Raw genomic sequence first — 16,211 nt, 5'->3', positions numbered from 1 at the left:
AGCCGGCGCGGTGCGTTACGCGAGCGTTTCGGCCACGTCCGGCAGGCGCCAGTCGATCGGTTCGCGGCCGGCGTCGACCAGATAGTCGTTCGCGAGCGCGAAATGGCGGCAGCCGAGGAAGCCACGGTGCGCGGACAGCGGCGACGGATGCGGCGCCTCGAGCACGCAATGCGCGTTCGCGTCGAACAGTGCGCGCTTCGCCTGCGCGTGCGCACCCCACAGCATGAAGACGAGCCCGCGATGGCGGCCGGCGAGTTCGCGAATCAGCGTGTCCGTGCATTGTTCCCAGCCGCGCTTCGCGTGGCTCGCGGCCGCGCCGCGCTCGACCGTCAGCACGGTGTTGAGCAGCAGCACGCCCTGGCGCGCCCAGGTGTCGAGACAGCCGTGGCGCGGCGTGTCGTGACCGAAGTTCGCGGCGATTTCCTTGAAGATGTTGCGCAGCGACGGCGGCGTGCGGACGGCCGGCGGCACCGAGAACGCAAGGCCGTGCGCCTGCGGCGTGCCGCGATCGTCGCCGTGGTACGGATCCTGGCCGAGGATCACAATTTTCACGTCGTCGGGGCTCGTCAGGCGCAGCGCGCGGAACACGTCGGTCGGGTAGACCGTCTTGCCGGCTGCGCGCTCGTCGTCGACGAAGCGGCACAGCGGCGCGTACGCGTCGCTGTCGGTGAACGGCTTCAGCACATCGCGCCAGACGGCCGGCAGCGCGTCGAATTGCGCGGCGAGATGCGGAACGTCGGCGGCAGCGGGCCGCGGCGCTGCCGCGGCGGCCGGAGCGGCCGGTTCAGCGGCTTTCTTCGCGGATTTGCGTCCGGCCGCGGGCGTTTCAGGCGCCGGGGACGGAACATCGGCCGGTGCCGTTTCCGGCACGGGATCATCGAACAGCGACGCCTGTTGCGGCGCGCGGGAAGTCTTGCGGGTTGCCATGCGTGATGCGTGTTTATTGCGCGCGCAGCCGGTAGCCGCGCTGCGCCTTGCTGATGTTTTCGGGAACGAGGCCCGGCAGCGCCTGCTGCAGTTCGGCGGCGAGCGTCGAGAGCGCTGCTTCCGGGCCGTCGATCAGTTCGAGTTCGATTTCGCTGATCGGTTCGCGGCGCGTTTCGTGTTCCGCCTGGACGACGATCTCGCCGAGGTCCACCGCGGCTTCGACGGTTGCGCCGCCAATTGCGATGCGCCACAGCGTACGCGAAAAATCCGTTCGGAACAGCGCGTACAGTGCGCCGGCCGCGTCATTCAGCGCGGCGGCGGCCTCCGGCACGTCGCAGGCCGCGACGAGCGCGTCGATCTCGAGCGCGTCGCCGGCGACCGGCAGTTCCCATTCGTGGCGGCGATGCAGGCCGCCTTCCGCGCTGCCGACCGTCTTGAACGTCTGCAGCCAGCCGTCCGGCGTGCGGCGCACGCGCACCGCGCTCTTCGAGCGCGCGAGTGCGAGATCGGGCGTGTCGTAATAGACGTTCGCGAGCGTGATGCCGTGACCGGGCTCGCCGGTCAGCGTCTCGAAGAAACGTCGCGCGGCGTCGGCCTGGTCGGCCGGCAGCGCGAGCTTGATTTCCTTTTCGATCGCCATCAGAAGAACATCCGCGCGAGTTCCTCGCCCGGCTGCTCGGCGCGCATGAACGCTTCGCCGACGAGGAACGTGTTCACGTTCGCCGCGCGCATCGTGTCGACGTCGGTGCGCGACAGGATGCCCGATTCGGTCACGACGATGCGGTCCGCCGGAATCATGTCGAGCATGTCGAGCGTGGTCTGGATCGACGTCTCGAACGTGCGCAGGTTGCGGTTGTTGATGCCGAGCAGCGGCGTCTTGAGCGTCAGCGCCTGTTCCATCTCGTTGCGGTCGTGCACTTCGACCAGCACCGCGAGGCCCAGCGAGTGCGCATACGCTTCGAGATCCTGCATCAGCGGCGTGTCGAGCGCGGCGGCGATCAGCAGGATCGCGTCGGCGCCCATCGCGCGGGCTTCGACGATCTGGTACGCGTCGACGATGAAGTCCTTGCGCAGCACCGGCAGCGTGCACGCCGCGCGCGCTTCCTCGAGGTAGCGGACGCCGCCCTGGAAGAATTGCTCGTCGGTCAGTACCGACAGGCACGCGGCGCCGTGCGCCGCATACGAGCGTGCGATGTCGGCCGGCACGAAGTGCTCGCGCAGCACGCCCTTCGACGGGCTGGCCTTCTTGATTTCGGCGATCACCGCGGCGTTGCCGGCCGCGTGCTTCGCACGCAGCGCGCCGACGAAGTCGCGCAGGTCGCGCGCGGAGGCGTCCAGCTTCAGTGCCTCGAGCGGCGTGCTGCGCATGGCCGCCGCGATTTCTTCGCGCTTGACGGCGATGATTCGGTCGAGAATGTCGCTCATGTGGATTCCTGCTTGATTCGTAAGGGGAGTCAGCGCTTGAACTGCTGCGTGAAGCGCACGAGTTCGTCGACTTTCGCGCGCGCCTTGCCGCTCGCGATCGCTTCGCGGGCGAGCTGGATGCCGTCGGCGATCGACTCGGCGACGTTCGCCGCATAGAGCGCGGTGCCCGCGTTCAGCGTGACGATCTCGCGCGCGACGCCCGGCTGGTTGTCCAGCGCGCCGAGCAGCATCGTGCGCGATTCATCGGCATTTTCCACCTTCAGCGTGCGGTTCGACACCATCTGCAGGCCGAAGTCCTCCGGATGGATCTCGTATTCGTGCACCTTGCCGTCGCGCAGTTCGCCGACGAGCGTCGCGGCGCCGAGGGACACCTCGTCCATCCCGTCCTTGCCGTACACGACGAGCACGTGCTGCGCGCCGAGGCGCTGCATCACGCGCACCTGGATGCCGACGAGGTCGGGGTGGAACACGCCCATCAGCTGGTTCGGCGCGCCGGCCGGATTGGTCAGCGGGCCGAGGATGTTGAAGATCGTGCGCACGCCGAGCTCGCGGCGCACGGCCGCGATGTTCTTCATCGCCGGGTGATGGTTCGGCGCGAACATGAAGCCCATGCCCGTCTCCGCGATCGACGCGGCGACCTGCTCCGACTGCAGGTCGATGTTCACGCCGAGCGCCTCGAGCACGTCGGCGCTGCCGGACTTGCTCGACACGCCGCGGTTGCCGTGCTTCGCGACCTTCGCGCCGGCCGCGGCCGTGACGAACATCGACGCGGTCGAGATGTTGAACGTATGCGAGCCGTCGCCGCCGGTGCCGACGATGTCGACGAAGTTCGAGTTGTCCTGCACCTCGACGTGGTTCGCGAATTCGCGCATCACGGTCGCGGCGGCGGCGATCTCGCCGATCGTCTCCTTCTTCACGCGCAGCCCGGTGATGATCGCGGCCGCCATCACGGGCGACAGGTCGCCGCGCATGATGAGCCGCATCAGGTGCAGCATTTCGTCGTGGAAGATCTCGCGGTGTTCGATCGTGCGCTGCAGCGCTTCCTGCGGGGTAATCGTCATCGTGCGGCTCCCGTCAGGCGGCTTGCGCGGCCGCGGCGCGCGCCAGCTTCAGGAAATTCTCGAGCAGCGCATGGCCGTGCTCGGACAGGATCGATTCCGGGTGGAACTGCACGCCCTCGATCGGCAGCGTCTTGTGGCGCACGCCCATGATTTCGCCGTCGTCGGTCCACGCCGACACCTCGAGGCAGTCGGGCAGCGATTCGCGCTCGATCGCGAGCGAGTGGTAGCGCGTGACGTCGAAGTGCTTCGGCAGGTCGGCGAACACGCCGCGGCAGTCGGTTTCGATCCGGCTCACCTTGCCGTGCATGATGGTCGTCGCGCGCACGACGCGGCCGCCGAACGCTTCACCGATCGCCTGATGGCCGAGGCAGACGCCGAGGATCGGCTTCTTGCCCGAAAATTCGCGCAGCACGTCGAGCGTGATGCCCGCGTGTTGCGGATTGCTCGGGCCCGGCGACAGGCAGATTGCGTCGGGATTCAGGCGCGCGATCTCGTCGAGCGTGATTTCGTCGTTGCGGTAGGTACGCACGTCCTCGCCGAGTTCACCGAAGTACTGGACCAGGTTGTAGGTAAACGAGTCGTAGTTGTCGATCATGAGCAGCATGGTCAGTCTCCGGTCAGAAGTCGCTATCGAGGCCGTCCTGGACCTGTTCGGCCGCACGCAGCACCGCGCGCGCCTTGTTCTCGGTCTCTTGCCATTCGGATTCGGGCACCGAATCCGCGACGACGCCGGCCGCCGCTTGCACATACAGGTTGCCGTTGTGGATCAGGCCGGTGCGGATCGCGATCGCGAGATCCATTTCGCCCGAGAACGACAGGTAGCCGACCGCACCGCCGTACAGCCCGCGCTTGACCGGCTCGAGCTCGTCGATCAGTTCCATCGCGCGCACCTTCGGCGCGCCGGACAGCGTGCCGGCCGGGAAAGTCGCGCGCAGCACGTCGTAGTTCGTCATGCCGGGCTTCAGCTTGCCTTCGACCGAGCTGACGATGTGCTGCACGTGCGAATACTTCTCGATGACCATCTTGTCGGTCACCTGCACCGAGCCGATTTCCGCGATGCGGCCGACGTCGTTGCGCGCGAGGTCGATCAGCATCACGTGCTCGGCGATTTCCTTCGGATCGTTGAGCAGCTCGGTCGCGAGTTCCGCGTCGCGCTCGGGCGTGTTGCCGCGCGGGCGCGTGCCGGCGAGCGGACGGATCGTGACGATCTGGTCTTCGCCGCGCTTTTCCTGGCGCACGAGGATTTCCGGCGACGCGCCGACCACGTGGAAATCGCCGAAGTTGTAGTAATACATGTACGGCGACGGGTTCAGCGAACGCAGCGCGCGGTACAGCGACAGCGGATTGTCGCGGTACGGCTTCGTCAGCCGCTGGCCGACCTGGATCTGCATCAGTTCGCCGGCCGCGATGTATTCCTTCGCCTGGCGCACGGCGGCGAGATAGTCGTCCTTCTTGAACTCGCGGAACGTCTCGGTGCGCACGCTCGCCGACGTGACGGGCGGCTGCACGGTCGTGCGCAGGCGCTGCTTCAGTTCGCGCAGGCGCTGTTTCGCCTTCGCGTAGGCTTCGGGCTGGCCCGGGTCCGCGTAGATGATCAGGTACAGCTTGCCGGCGAGGTTGTCGATCACCGCGACTTCCTCGGTCAGCAGCAACTGGATGTCGGGCAGGCCGAGATCGTCGCGCGGCGCGGTATTCGCGAGCTTCTTCTCGATATAGCGCACCGCGTCGTAGCCGAAGTAGCCGGCGAGACCGCCGCAGAAGCGCGGCAGGCCCGGGCGCTGCGCGACCTTGAAGCGCGCCTGGAACGATTCGATGAACCGGAACGGGTCGCCGTCGTGCGTCTCGACGACCTGGCCGTCGCGCACGACTTCCGACACGCCGTTGCGGGTGCGTACGAGCGTGCGGGCCGGCAGGCCGATGAACGAGTAGCGGCCGAAGCGTTCGCCGCCCACCACCGATTCGAGCAGGAACGAGTTGGCGCCCGCGCGTTCGGGCTGGGCCAGCTTCAGGTAGAGGGACAGCGGCGTTTCGAGATCGGCGAGGGCTTCCGCGATCAGCGGGATGCGGTTGTAGCCTTCGTTCGCGAGCGATTGGAATTCGAGTTCGGTCATGTTCCGGTCCTGTTCGGGACGAGCGGCGCGTGCGCCAGGGATCACTTGACGCTGCGCGGGTTGCCGTCGGCGAAAGGGCGGTCGAACGAGAAGTGCCTGTTGCCGGCCGGCACTCCGGGCGTGAACGTCGCGAGCCTGCGGCCGCTCCTGAACGCAAGCGTTCGGACGCGGTGGAACTCGAGGTGGTGCGACGGTCGGCGCGCGGATGCGCAGCGAGATAAAAAACGGCGCTGAAGACGTGCTTCAGCGTACCTCATCGAAGAGGTTAGCGCGACCAGCGACGCCAGGGCCAGGCTCCCCGGTCGATGCTGCTCAGACTCCGTTTTTTATTCAGAAACATGCAGATGGAAGAAATAATCAGAGGGTTGGCCGGCCGGCGTTGTGCGCGGAAATTGCGCGAGCCGCGACCAGCAACGAATCGACTATACCATCCGAATTTATCGTTTGTATAGCTTTGCCGTGGTTGTAGCCGTACGGCACAGTCAGCGTCGCCATCCCGGCCGCGCGGCCTGCCAGCGCGTCGTTTTCCGAGTCGCCGATCGCGACCGCCGCGTCAGGTGCGACGCCGAGCGCGTCGCAGGCCGTCAGCATCGGCAGCGGATCGGGCTTCTTGCGCGCCACGCTGTCGCCGCCGAGCACGATGCCGAAGCAGCCGGCCAGCCCGTATTGCTCGAGCAGCTCGACCGCGAAGCGGTGCGGCTTGTTCGTCACGCACGCGAGCCGGATGCCGGCCGCGCGCAGCGCGTCGAGGCCGGCGGCGACCTCCGGATAGAGGCGCGCATGGCGGCCGTTGATCTTCGCGTATTCGGTCTGGTAGATCGCCAGTGCGTCGTCGAAGCGCGCATGCGCCTCGTCGGCCGGGAAGCGCGGTTTCAGCACGCTCTGGATCAGGTGCTCGGAGCCCTTGCCGACGTAGCCGATCACCTCGTCGCGCGACGTGGCCGGCGCGCCGAGCTGCGCGAGCATCCCGTTCAGGCCGGCCGTGAAATCGTCGGCCGTATCGACCATCGTGCCGTCGAGGTCGATCAGCGCGGCTTCGATGCGCGGCGCGGTGAAGCGGATCGGGGCGGCGTCGGTGGCGGCCCCGGACGGCGCATGGCCGGCAAGCGACGAATCGGCCACGGCTTCAGCTCCGCTCGACGGTGGCGAGCGCCGCGCGCATCTCGTCGATCACCTTGCGGTAGTCGGGCTTGCCGAAGATCGCCGAACCCGCGACGAACGTGTCGGCGCCGGCCGCCGCGATTTCCGCGATGTTGTCGGTCTTCACGCCGCCGTCGACCTCGAGCAGGATCTCGCGGCCCGTGCGTTCGGTGTATGCGTCGATGCGTGCGCGTGCTTCGCGCAGCTTGTTCAGCGTTTCCGGAATGAACGACTGGCCGCCGAAGCCCGGGTTGACCGACATCAGCAGCACGAAGTCGAGGCGATCCATCACGTGGTCGAGGTAGTTCAGCGGCGTGGCCGGGTTGAACACGAGGCCGGCCTTGCAGCCGTGGTCGCGGATCAGCGACAGCGTGCGGTCGATGTGATCGGAGCCTTCCGGGTGGAAGCTGATCAGGTTCGCACCGGCCTTCGCGAAATCGGGCACGATCCGGTCGACCGGGCGCACCATCAGGTGCACGTCGATCGGCACCTGCACGTGCGGGCGGATCGCTTCGCACACGAGCGGGCCGATCGTCAGGTTCGGCACATAATGGTTGTCCATCACGTCGAAGTGGATCCAGTCGGCGCCGGCGGCGACGACGTTGCGGACTTCTTCGCCGAGCCGTGCGAAATCGGCCGACAGGATGCTGGGAGCGATACGGAATTGGGTCATGGCAGGGGAGCGGGGACGTTGCGGCGCAAAACCGTCATTCTACCGTCCGGCGACCCGGTGCGCGGCGGCAGGCCGTGCGGCCGAGGCCCGATTGCGCATAGAATGCCGAACCAATGCGGCGCGCCCGCGGCCCCGTTGCCCATGCCGGCACGGACAGTCACCTTCCACCGGAAACATCATGAGTCAGTATCAGTTCACCGTTTCGGTGAAAACCAGCTACTTGCCGGAACAATCCGACCCCGATCGCCGTCAATACGCATTCGCGTACACGCTGACGATCCGTAACACGGGACAGGTCGCGGCGCAGCTGATCGCGCGTCACTGGATCATCACGGACAGCGAGAACCACGTGCAGGAAGTGAAGGGGCTCGGCGTCGTCGGGCACCAGCCGCTGCTGCAGCCGGGCGAGCACTTCGAATACACGAGCTGGGCCGTGATCGCGACGCCGGTCGGCACGATGCGCGGTGCGTACTTCTGCGTGGCGGAAGACGGCGAGCGTTTCGAGGCGCCGGTCGACGAGTTCGCACTGCACATGCCGCGCACGCTGCATTGAGCGTGCGAAGCGCGTCAGCGCAGCAGGCGGTCGTTGTTGCCGCGGGCGTGCTTCTTTCTGCCCGACGACGTCCACACGACGATGAAGATCAGCAGGGCAAGCGCTACGAAGGCTTCGAGCGCGAAGATGAGCATCGGATATTGGTCGAGAAAATCTGACATGGCGGTTTCCATCAAGAACGGACATTGTATGTGGTTTGGGCCCCGGTTGGCCGGGTGGGTGGCAGCGGCCGCGGCGGCGGCGCTGCTTGCCGCGTGCGGCGGCGCACCGACGCGGACCTCGTCGCTGAAGCCGCCGACCGGCGCGGCGATCGTGCCGGGGCAGATCGCCGCGAAGCGGCTCACGCCGGTCGCGTGGCAGCAGGTGCCGGGCTGGCAGGACGATTCGCTGATCGGCGCGACGGCCGCGCTGCGCCAGAACTGCGTGCGGCTTGCGCGCCAGCCGGCCTGGGCGCGTGCCTGCGCGGCCGCCGACCGCCTCGACGAGCTCGACGTCAGCAGCGCGCGCACCTTCTTCGAAACGTATTTCACGCCGTTCCAGCTCGCGAACACCGACGGGACGCTCGACGGGCTCGTGACTGGCTATTACGAGCCGCTGCTGCACGGTTCGCGCGTGCGTCGCGGCCCGTATCAGTACGCGCTCTATCGCTGGCCGGCCGGCTATCGCGCGGGCGCCGCGCTGCCGGCTCGCTCGCAGCTCGAGCGCGCCGGCATCCTGAACGGCAACGAACTCGTGTGGGTCGACGATCCGATCGAGGCGTTCTTCCTGCAGGTGCAGGGCTCGGGGCGCGTGCTGCTCGACGACGGCTCGGTGATGCGGGTCGGCTTCGGCGGCACCAACAACCAGCCGTACCGTTCGATCGGCAAGTGGCTGCTCGATCGCGGCGAGCTGACGCCCGCCCAGGCGACGATGCAGGGCATCAAGGCATGGGCGAAGGCGAACCCGACCCGCGTCGACGCGCTGCTCGACACGAATCCGCGGTTCGTGTTCTTCCGCGACATGCCGACCAAGGAAGACGCGCCGCACGGCGGTGCGGACGGCCCGATCGGTGCGCTTGGCGTACCGCTGACGCCGGAGCGTTCGATCGCGGTCGATCCGTCGGCGATCCCGCTCGGCACGCCCGTGTTCCTGCAGACCACGCGCCCGCTGACGAATACGCCGATGAATCGGCTCGTGTTCGCGCAGGATACGGGTTCGGCGATCAAGGGCGGTGTGCGCGCCGACTATTTCTGGGGGCTCGGCGACGACGCGGGCGATCAGGCCGGCCGGATGAAGCAGGTCGGCCGGATGTGGCTGCTGTTTCCGAATTCGTGATTTGGGGCGGCGCGGGCTGCCCGGATGGTGGCTCGTGAACGAGACGCGGCATGGATGGCGCACCTCATGCGCGTGGGGCGTGCCGGTCTGATCGCTGGTGTCCCCATGTGATTTTCGTTCGCGTGATGCTGTGCGTGTCACGTCGAACGACGCTTTGGAGTAGAACAGCCCGATCGGCGTCGGCCGACCGGGCTGTTTCGTTTGCAGGCACGGATTCGTCGCTGCGCGACGCACGCGCGGCGAGCGACCTCAGCCCTTGCGCTTGTCGACGACGCGGCGCGCCTTGCCGACCGAGCGCTCGATCCCGTTCACGGGCAGCACGTTGATCACGGCCGTCACGCCGATCAGCGACTTGATGTCGTACGCGAGCGCCTGCTTTGCCGCATGGATTGCCGCCGTATCGGGTGCGGAGTCGGGGCAGGGCTCGACGTTGAGCGTCAGCACGTCGAGCGGGCCTTCCTTCGTCAGTACGATCTGATAGTGCGGCGCGAGCGCGCGTTGCTTGAGCAACTGTTCCTCGATTTGCGTCGGGAACACGTTGACGCCGCGCACGATCATCATGTCGTCCGAGCGGCCGGTGATCTTCTCCATCCGGCGCATCGTGCGGGCGGTGCCGGGCAACAGGCGCGTGAGGTCGCGGGTGCGATAGCGGATGATCGGCAGAGCTTCCTTCGTCAGCGACGTGAACACGAGCTCGCCGAGTTCGCCGTCCGGCAGCACTTCGCCGGTTTCCGGGTCGATGATTTCCGGATAGAAGTGGTCTTCCCAGATGGTCGGGCCGTCCTTGGTCTCGACGCATTCGGACGCGACGCCGGGGCCCATCACTTCGGACAGCCCGTAGATGTCGACCGCATCGATGCCCATCCGCTGTTCGATCGCGACGCGCATGTCGTTGGTCCAGGGCTCCGCGCCGAAGATGCCGATGCGCAGCGAGCTCTGAACGGGATCGAGGCCCTGGCGCTCGATTTCGTCGGCGATCGACAGCATGTAGCTCGGCGTCACCATGATGATGTCGGGCCGGAAGTCCTGGATCAGCTGGACCTGCTTCTCGGTCTGGCCGCCGCCGAACGGGATCACGGTCAGCCCTGCGCGTTCGGCGCCGTAGTGCGCGCCGAGCCCGCCCGTGAAGAGGCCGTAGCCGTAGCTGACGTGCACCTTGTCGCCGCGGCGCGCGCCGGCGGCGCGGATCGAGCGCGCGACGAGATTCGCCCACGTGTCGATGTCGCCGGCCGTATAGCCGACGACCGTCGGCTTGCCGGTCGTACCCGATGACGCATGGATGCGCGAGATCTGGTCTTGCGGCACCGCGAACATCCCGAACGGGTAGTTGTCGCGCAGGTCGCCTTTGGTCGTGAACGGGAAGCGCGACAGGTCGGCGAGCGTCTTCAGGTCGTCCGGATGCACGCCCGCGTCGTCGAATTTGCGACGATAGACGGGCGAGTGATCATACGCATGCCGGAGCGACCACTTGAGGCGTTCGAGCTGTAGTGCGATCAGCTCGTCGCGTGAGGCGGTCTCGATCGGCTCGAGCGGTAGCGGGGTAGTCATGCCTGTCTCCAGTGTTTGTTATGTGCGAGCCGTCGACGTCAGCGGTCTTCCGGGATGACCGTGCCCTTGATCTGGGCGGATTTGCCGCGAAACATCGCGACCGTTTCACCGGTCTGGTTCGTGACGCGGATGTCGTAGATGCCGTGGCGACCGGCGCGCGCCTGTTCGATCGCCTCGGCCGTCAGCACGTCGTCGCCGTGCACCGGGCGCAGGAACTCGATCGAGCAGCCGGCCGCGACCGTGTTCAGGTTGTACGAGTTGCACGCGAACGCGAACGTCGAATCGGCGAGCGTGAAGATGATCCCGCCGTGACAGGTCCGGTGTCCGTTCAGGAATTCGGGCCGTACGCGCATCTGCAGGCGGGCGTAGCCGGCGCGTACTTCGGCGATTTGCATGCCGAACGCGCGGCTGCATGCATCTGCGTCGTACATGGCCTGCGCCGTGGCGCGGGCCAGCGAATCGGGATCGAGCGTCGCGGTGGCGTTCGTCATGTCAACGCCCCTCGAAGCGCGGCGCGCGCTTCTCGATGAATGCCTTCACGCCTTCCGCATAGTCATGCGACTGGCCGAGCTTGCGCTGATGGTCGCGTTCCAGGTCGAGCTGCTGGTCGAGCGTGTTCGTGACGCTGTCGCGCATCGATTGCTTGATCGACGCGATCGCGAGCGTCGGTTGCTGCGCGAGCTGGTTCGCGAGCTGACGGACCGTCGCGACGAGCGCGTCGTCATCGACCGCGCGCCAGATCAAGCCCCATTGCTCGGCCTGTTCGGCACCGAGCTTGTCGCCGGTCAGCGCGAGCCCCAGCGCGCGTGCCATGCCGACGCGCTGCGGCAGGAACCACGTGCCGCCCGAATCCGGTACGAGCCCGATCTTGACGAAGGCCTGGATGAAACTGCTCGAACGGGCGGCGAACACGAGATCGCAGGCGAGCGCAAGATTCGCGCCGGCGCCCGCCGCGGTGCCGTTGACGGCAGCGATCACCGGAATCGGCAGGCGCTGCAGGCGGCGGATCAGCGGATTGAAGTGCTCGTCGATCAGCGAGCCGAGGTCGGTGGACGCGCCCGGTGTGAAGTCGAGGTCGGCCAGGTCCTGGCCCGCACAGAAGCCGCGCCCCGCACCCGTCAGAATCAGCGCACGCGCGCCGGCCGCTTCGACTTCATCGAGTGCCGACTGCAGTTCGCGATGCATCGCCCGCGTGAAGCTGTTCAGCTTGTCGGGGCGGTTGAGGGTGATCGTGGCCACGCGCGCGACCTGATCGATATCCAGCTGAATCGCCTGATAGGACATGCAGTGTCTCCGTCATGACTTCGTTATAGGCGCGCGGCGCGTCGGTTACACGCGTTCGATCGCGAGGGCGATCCCCTGGCCGACGCCGATGCACATCGTACAGAGCGCGAAGCGGCCGCCCGTACGTTCGAGTTGATGGAGCGCCGTGGTCACGAGCCGGGCACCCGAAGCGCCGAGCGGGTGGCCCAGCGCAATGGCGCCGCCGTTGGGGTTCACGCGCGGATCGTCGTCGGCGACGCCGAGCATCCGCAGCACCGCGAGGCCCTGCGATGCGAACGCCTCGTTGAGCTCGATCACGTCGAACTGGTCGATGGTCATGCCGAGTTGTCGCAGCAGCTTTTGCGTGGCCGGCGCGGGGCCGATGCCCATCACGCGCGGTTCCACACCGGCGGTTGCCATGCCGACGACGCGCGCGCGGCGGCGCAGGCCATATTGATCGGCAGCCTGTGCGTTGGCGAGCAGCAGCGCACATGCGCCGTCGTTGACGCCCGATGCATTGCCTGCCGTCACCGAGCCGTCCGGACGCACGACACCCTTCAGCTTCGCGAGCGCCTCGAGCGACGTCTCGCGCGGATGTTCGTCGCGCGACACGACGATCGCGTCACCTTTCTTCTGCGGAATCGTGACCGCGACGATTTCGTCGGCGAGCGTGCCGTCCTGCTGCGCACGCGCGGCCTTCTGCTGGCTGCGCAGTGCGAACAGATCCTGGTCGGCTCGGCTGATGTTGTAGTCGACCGCGACGTTCTCGGCCGTCTCCGGCATCGAATCGACGCCATGCAGCTGTTTCATCAGCGGATTGACGAAGCGCCAGCCGATCGTCGTATCGAAGATGTCGGCCTGGCGTGCGAACGCGCTCGTGGCCTTGCCCATCACGAACGGCGCGCGCGTCATGCTCTCGACGCCGCCCGCGATCATCAGGCGCGCTTCTCCCGCCTTGATCGCGCGCGCGGCCGTGCCGACCGCGTCCATCCCGGAGCCGCACAGCCGGTTCAGCGTCGTGCCCGGCACGTCGGTCGGCAGGCCCGCGAGCAGCGCCGACATGCGCGCGACGTTGCGGTTGTCCTCGCCGGCCTGGTTCGCGCAGCCGTAGATCACGTCGTCGATCGCCGACCAGTCGACGTTTCGGTTGCGTTCGACGAGCGCCTTGAGCGGCACAGCGCCGAGGTCGTCGGCGCGGACGTCTTTCAGGGCGCCGCCGTAGCGGCCGATGGGGGTGCGAATCGCGTCGCAGATGTAGGCGTCTGTCATGGGCGTATCGATGAGCAACGAACCCGCCGGGTGGCGGATTCGTTCATGGTAGAGAACGTGGCGGCGTTTGCACGTCGGCCATTCGGGTTATGCCGTCTGGCCGGCTTCCGCGGGGACCGCCTTCGGGGCAACATGAACGCGGCTTTGCACCACACGGAAGCGGTTGGCGACGAACGCCGGGTCGGCCAGGGCCGCGTTGGCCGCCGGGTTCGCACCGGTGCCGTGGAAATCGGAGAATGCGGCCGACTGGTTGACGAACACGCCGCCCGTCAGGTTGATCGACAGCGCGACACCGCCGCGTACCGCCGCGTCGTGCGCCGCGTCGACGATCGCGTCGTCGGTGCTGTACACGGAGAGCGTCAGCGCGCCATGTTCAGCTGCGATTTCACCAGCGAGATCGAGCGACTGCGCGGTCGAGTCGGTCGCGATCACGAACGAGATCGGGCCGAACCACTCCTGCGTGAATTTCGCGCGGTCGGCCACGTCGAGCTGCAGCACGAGCGGCGTGCGCACGCGGGCATCGGGGAAGGCCGGGTGCTGGAGGGTCAGGCTGTCGGCGAGCACGCGGCCGAGCTTGCGGGCATCGTCGATACGCGCGGTTACGCCTTCGTTCTGGATCGCGCCGATCAATTCGACCGAGCGTGCCGGGTCGCCGGTGAGTTTCTGCACGGAAACGGCGATGGCCTGGGCAACCTCGTCGAAGCTCGCATGACCGTCCGCCGTGCGGATACCGTCGCGCGGCACATAGATATTCTGCGGCGCGGTGCACATCTGGCCGGAGTACAGCGCCAGCGAGAACGCGATGTTCTTGGCGGCGGCCTTCAGGTCGTCGGTCGAGTCGATCACGATCTGGTTGACGCCCGCCTTCTCGGTATAGACCTGCGCCTGGTGGGCATGGCGTTCGAGCCACGTGCCGTTCTGCGTGCTGCCGGTGAAGTCGATCAGCTTGATCTCGGGGCGCAGCGCGAGATCCTGGACGAGGGCGCCGTCGTTGGGCTCGGTCGCCAGGAGCGTGACGACGTTCGGATCGAACCCGGCCTCGCGCAGCACGTCACGAGCGATCCGCACCGTGATCGCGAGCGGCAGGATCGCGCCCGGATGCGGTTTGACGATCACGGTGTTGCCGGTTGCGAGGTCGGCGAACAGGCCCGGGTAGCCGTTCCAGGTCGGGAACGTGCAGCAGCCGAGCACGAGCCCCGTGCCGCGCGGGACGATCGTGTAGCGCTTGTGCATCGCGAGCGGCGGGTTCTTGCCTTGCGGCTTTTCCCAGTGCGCGTCGGCGGGGATGCGGCGCAGTTCGTCCCATGCGTAGGCCACTGCCTCGAGCGCGCGGTCCTGCGCGTGCGGGCCGCCGGCTTGGAACGCCATCATGAACGCCTGCCCGGTGGTGTGCATCACGCTGTATGCGATCTCGAAGCTCGCGCGATTCAGGCGCGCGAGGATTTCGAGACTGACGCCGACCCAGGCGCTCGGGCCGGCTTCACGCCACGTGCGTTGCGCGGCGGATGCGGCGGCGATCAGTGCGTCGGGCGTCGATTTCGGATACCGGATGCCGAGCGCGATGCCGTATGGCGACTGCTCTGCACCGACCGTTTCGCCGGACGCCGGCTGGTCGAGCACGAACGTCTTGTCGAGGTGCGACTTGAACGCGGCCTCGCCATCGGCGTTCGCGCTTTCCCCGTACACTTTGGGGCTCGGCATCTCGACGAACGGGCTCCAGTACCCGCGGCTCTCGATGGCGGCGAGAGCGTGTTTCAGCGTGTCTTCGTGCTTCGTGAACAGTGCATGGGTCATGGCGGCGGCCTGATGAACATTGAGAGGGATTGGATCGATTAATTAACCGACCGGTTGGTCGGAGAATGGTAGCATCAAACTATTCGCATGTGTGCGAGGCGTTTCTCATTTCATTGATCGAGGAGAAATAGATGGCTTACGAGAACATCCTGGTGGAGACCCAGGGGCGTGTCGGGCTGGTTACGCTGAACCGCCCGAAGGCGCTGAATGCGTTGAACGATGCGCTGATGGACGAGTTGGGTGCCGCACTGAAGGCGTTCGATGCGGACGACAACATCGGCGCGATCGTCGTGACGGGGAGCGAGAAGGCATTCGCGGCCGGCGCGGACATCGGCATGATGGCGACCTACTCCTATATGGATGTTTACCGGGGCGACTACATCACGCGCAACTGGGAGACGGTCCGCGAGATCCGCAAGCCGATCATTGCGGCGGTTTCGGGCTTTGCGCTGGGTGGCGGCTGCGAGCTCGCAATGATGTGCGACATCATCTTCGCGGCGGATACGGCCAAGTTCGGCCAGCCCGAGATCAAGCTGGGCATCATGCCGGGCGCCGGCGGCACGCAGCGGTTGCCGCGTGCGGTGTCGAAGGCGAAGGCGATGGACATGTGTCTGACCGCGCGTTTCATGGACGCCGCCGAAGCCGAGCGTGCCGGGCTCGTGTCGCGCGTGCTGCCGGCCGACAAGTTGCTCGACGAGGCGCTTGCTGCCGCGGCGACGATTGCCGAGTTCTCGCTGCCGGCGGTCATGATGGTCAAGGAGTCGGTGAACCGTGCATACGAGACGACACTGGCGGAGGGTGTTCACTTCGAGCGTCGGCTGTTCCATTCGTTGTTCGCGACCGAAGACCAGAAGGAAGGGATGGCGGCATTCGTCGAGAAGCGCAAGCCGGTGTTCAAGAACCGCTGATCGGGTTGAGCGACGGCAGGTGCCCGACGTCTGTTTGGCGTCTGCTGTCAGTACGATCGCCCGGCGTGTCGGGCCCCCAAGCCCCGTGCGCGTCAGCGCACGGGGCTTTTTCAAATTTCTTCACAAAAAGGCTTGCGGGAATGGCGTGAGGTGCATAGAATCACGCCTCTTTCGCGCTAACGGAAACGCGGCGCGGGAGGAAGGGAAGCGGTGCTGTTGAGGCTC

Annotated in this window: 16 protein-coding genes; 3 read left to right on the top strand and 13 right to left on the bottom strand. The window is 66.9% G+C overall.

The window, feature by feature from the left end:
* Positions 1–15: 15 nt before the first annotated feature.
* The 8 genes from DIE03_RS19605 to rpe form a co-directional block, all read right to left on the bottom strand.
* A complete protein-coding gene (locus tag DIE03_RS19605; RefSeq protein WP_124453155.1) occupies positions 16–927 on the bottom strand; it encodes a uracil-DNA glycosylase in 912 nt (303 codons plus the stop codon).
* 13 nt (positions 928–940) lie between these two features.
* Positions 941–1,567, bottom strand: a complete 627-nt coding sequence (locus DIE03_RS19600; RefSeq protein ID WP_124453153.1) for a CYTH domain-containing protein — start codon at positions 1,565–1,567, stop codon at positions 941–943.
* The gene (gene trpC / locus DIE03_RS19595) at positions 1,567–2,352 is read right to left on the bottom strand and encodes an indole-3-glycerol phosphate synthase TrpC (RefSeq protein ID WP_124453151.1); all 786 of its coding nucleotides are present in this window, start codon (positions 2,350–2,352) and stop codon (positions 1,567–1,569) included. Before trpC ends, DIE03_RS19600 begins: the two co-directional genes overlap by 1 nt.
* A 29-nt stretch (positions 2,353–2,381) precedes the next feature.
* Positions 2,382–3,413, bottom strand: coding sequence for an anthranilate phosphoribosyltransferase (gene trpD, locus DIE03_RS19590; RefSeq protein WP_124453148.1), 1,032 nt, complete (start codon positions 3,411–3,413; stop codon positions 2,382–2,384).
* Between the two features lie 13 nt (positions 3,414–3,426).
* Positions 3,427–4,017, bottom strand: coding sequence for an aminodeoxychorismate/anthranilate synthase component II (locus DIE03_RS19585; RefSeq protein ID WP_124453146.1), 591 nt, complete (start codon positions 4,015–4,017; stop codon positions 3,427–3,429).
* A gap of 13 nt (positions 4,018–4,030) precedes the next feature.
* A complete protein-coding gene (gene trpE, locus DIE03_RS19580; protein ID WP_124453144.1) occupies positions 4,031–5,524 on the bottom strand; it encodes an anthranilate synthase component I in 1,494 nt (497 codons plus the stop codon).
* A 357-nt stretch (positions 5,525–5,881) separates the two neighbouring features.
* Positions 5,882–6,646 (bottom strand): phosphoglycolate phosphatase, encoded by a 765-nt coding sequence (locus DIE03_RS19575; RefSeq protein ID WP_124453142.1) that lies wholly within the window; start codon positions 6,644–6,646, stop codon positions 5,882–5,884.
* Between the two features lie 4 nt (positions 6,647–6,650).
* Positions 6,651–7,337 carry a ribulose-phosphate 3-epimerase gene (gene rpe / locus DIE03_RS19570; RefSeq protein WP_011883156.1) on the bottom strand — a complete coding sequence of 229 codons (687 nt, stop codon included), beginning with the start codon at positions 7,335–7,337 and terminating at the stop codon, positions 6,651–6,653.
* A gap of 178 nt (positions 7,338–7,515) precedes the next feature.
* Here rpe and apaG point away from each other — a divergent pair, with 178 nt between their 5' ends.
* Complete coding sequence (gene apaG / locus DIE03_RS19565) at positions 7,516–7,890, top strand: Co2+/Mg2+ efflux protein ApaG (RefSeq protein ID WP_011350820.1); 375 nt, start codon at positions 7,516–7,518, stop codon at positions 7,888–7,890.
* 81 nt (positions 7,891–7,971) lie between these two features.
* A complete protein-coding gene (locus DIE03_RS19560) occupies positions 7,972–9,204 on the top strand; it encodes a murein transglycosylase A (RefSeq protein ID WP_124453140.1) in 1,233 nt (410 codons plus the stop codon).
* Positions 9,205–9,453: 249 nt separating this feature from the next.
* Here the strand turns inward: DIE03_RS19560 and paaK are convergent, their stop codons facing one another.
* The 5 genes from paaK to paaN all read right to left on the bottom strand — a co-directional run bounded on the left by paaK (position 9,454) and on the right by paaN (position 15,078).
* Positions 9,454–10,752, bottom strand: coding sequence for a phenylacetate--CoA ligase PaaK (gene paaK / locus DIE03_RS19555; RefSeq protein WP_124453137.1), 1,299 nt, complete (start codon positions 10,750–10,752; stop codon positions 9,454–9,456).
* 38 nt (positions 10,753–10,790) lie between these two features.
* Positions 10,791–11,243 carry a hydroxyphenylacetyl-CoA thioesterase PaaI gene (gene paaI, locus DIE03_RS19550; protein ID WP_124453135.1) on the bottom strand — a complete coding sequence of 151 codons (453 nt, stop codon included), beginning with the start codon at positions 11,241–11,243 and terminating at the stop codon, positions 10,791–10,793.
* A 1-nt stretch (position 11,244) separates the two neighbouring features.
* Positions 11,245–12,036: a 2-(1,2-epoxy-1,2-dihydrophenyl)acetyl-CoA isomerase PaaG gene (gene paaG, locus DIE03_RS19545; protein WP_124453134.1), complete on the bottom strand. Its 792-nt coding sequence runs from the start codon at positions 12,034–12,036 to the stop codon at positions 11,245–11,247.
* A 45-nt stretch (positions 12,037–12,081) separates the two neighbouring features.
* Entirely contained in the window at positions 12,082–13,284 is a 1,203-nt protein-coding gene (gene pcaF, locus DIE03_RS19540; protein WP_124453132.1) for a 3-oxoadipyl-CoA thiolase, read from the bottom strand.
* 87 nt (positions 13,285–13,371) lie between these two features.
* Positions 13,372–15,078 carry a phenylacetic acid degradation protein PaaN gene (gene paaN / locus DIE03_RS19535; RefSeq protein ID WP_124453130.1) on the bottom strand — a complete coding sequence of 569 codons (1,707 nt, stop codon included), beginning with the start codon at positions 15,076–15,078 and terminating at the stop codon, positions 13,372–13,374.
* A gap of 131 nt (positions 15,079–15,209) precedes the next feature.
* Between paaN and DIE03_RS19530 the strand changes: the two genes are divergently transcribed.
* Positions 15,210–15,986 (top strand): enoyl-CoA hydratase, encoded by a 777-nt coding sequence (locus DIE03_RS19530; protein ID WP_124453128.1) that lies wholly within the window; start codon positions 15,210–15,212, stop codon positions 15,984–15,986.
* Positions 15,987–16,211 lie beyond the last annotated feature (225 nt).

Source organism: Burkholderia sp. Bp8992 (assembly GCF_003853705.1).
GTDB lineage: Bacteria > Pseudomonadota > Gammaproteobacteria > Burkholderiales > Burkholderiaceae > Burkholderia.
This window is presented reverse-complemented; position numbering and strand designations above follow the sequence as displayed.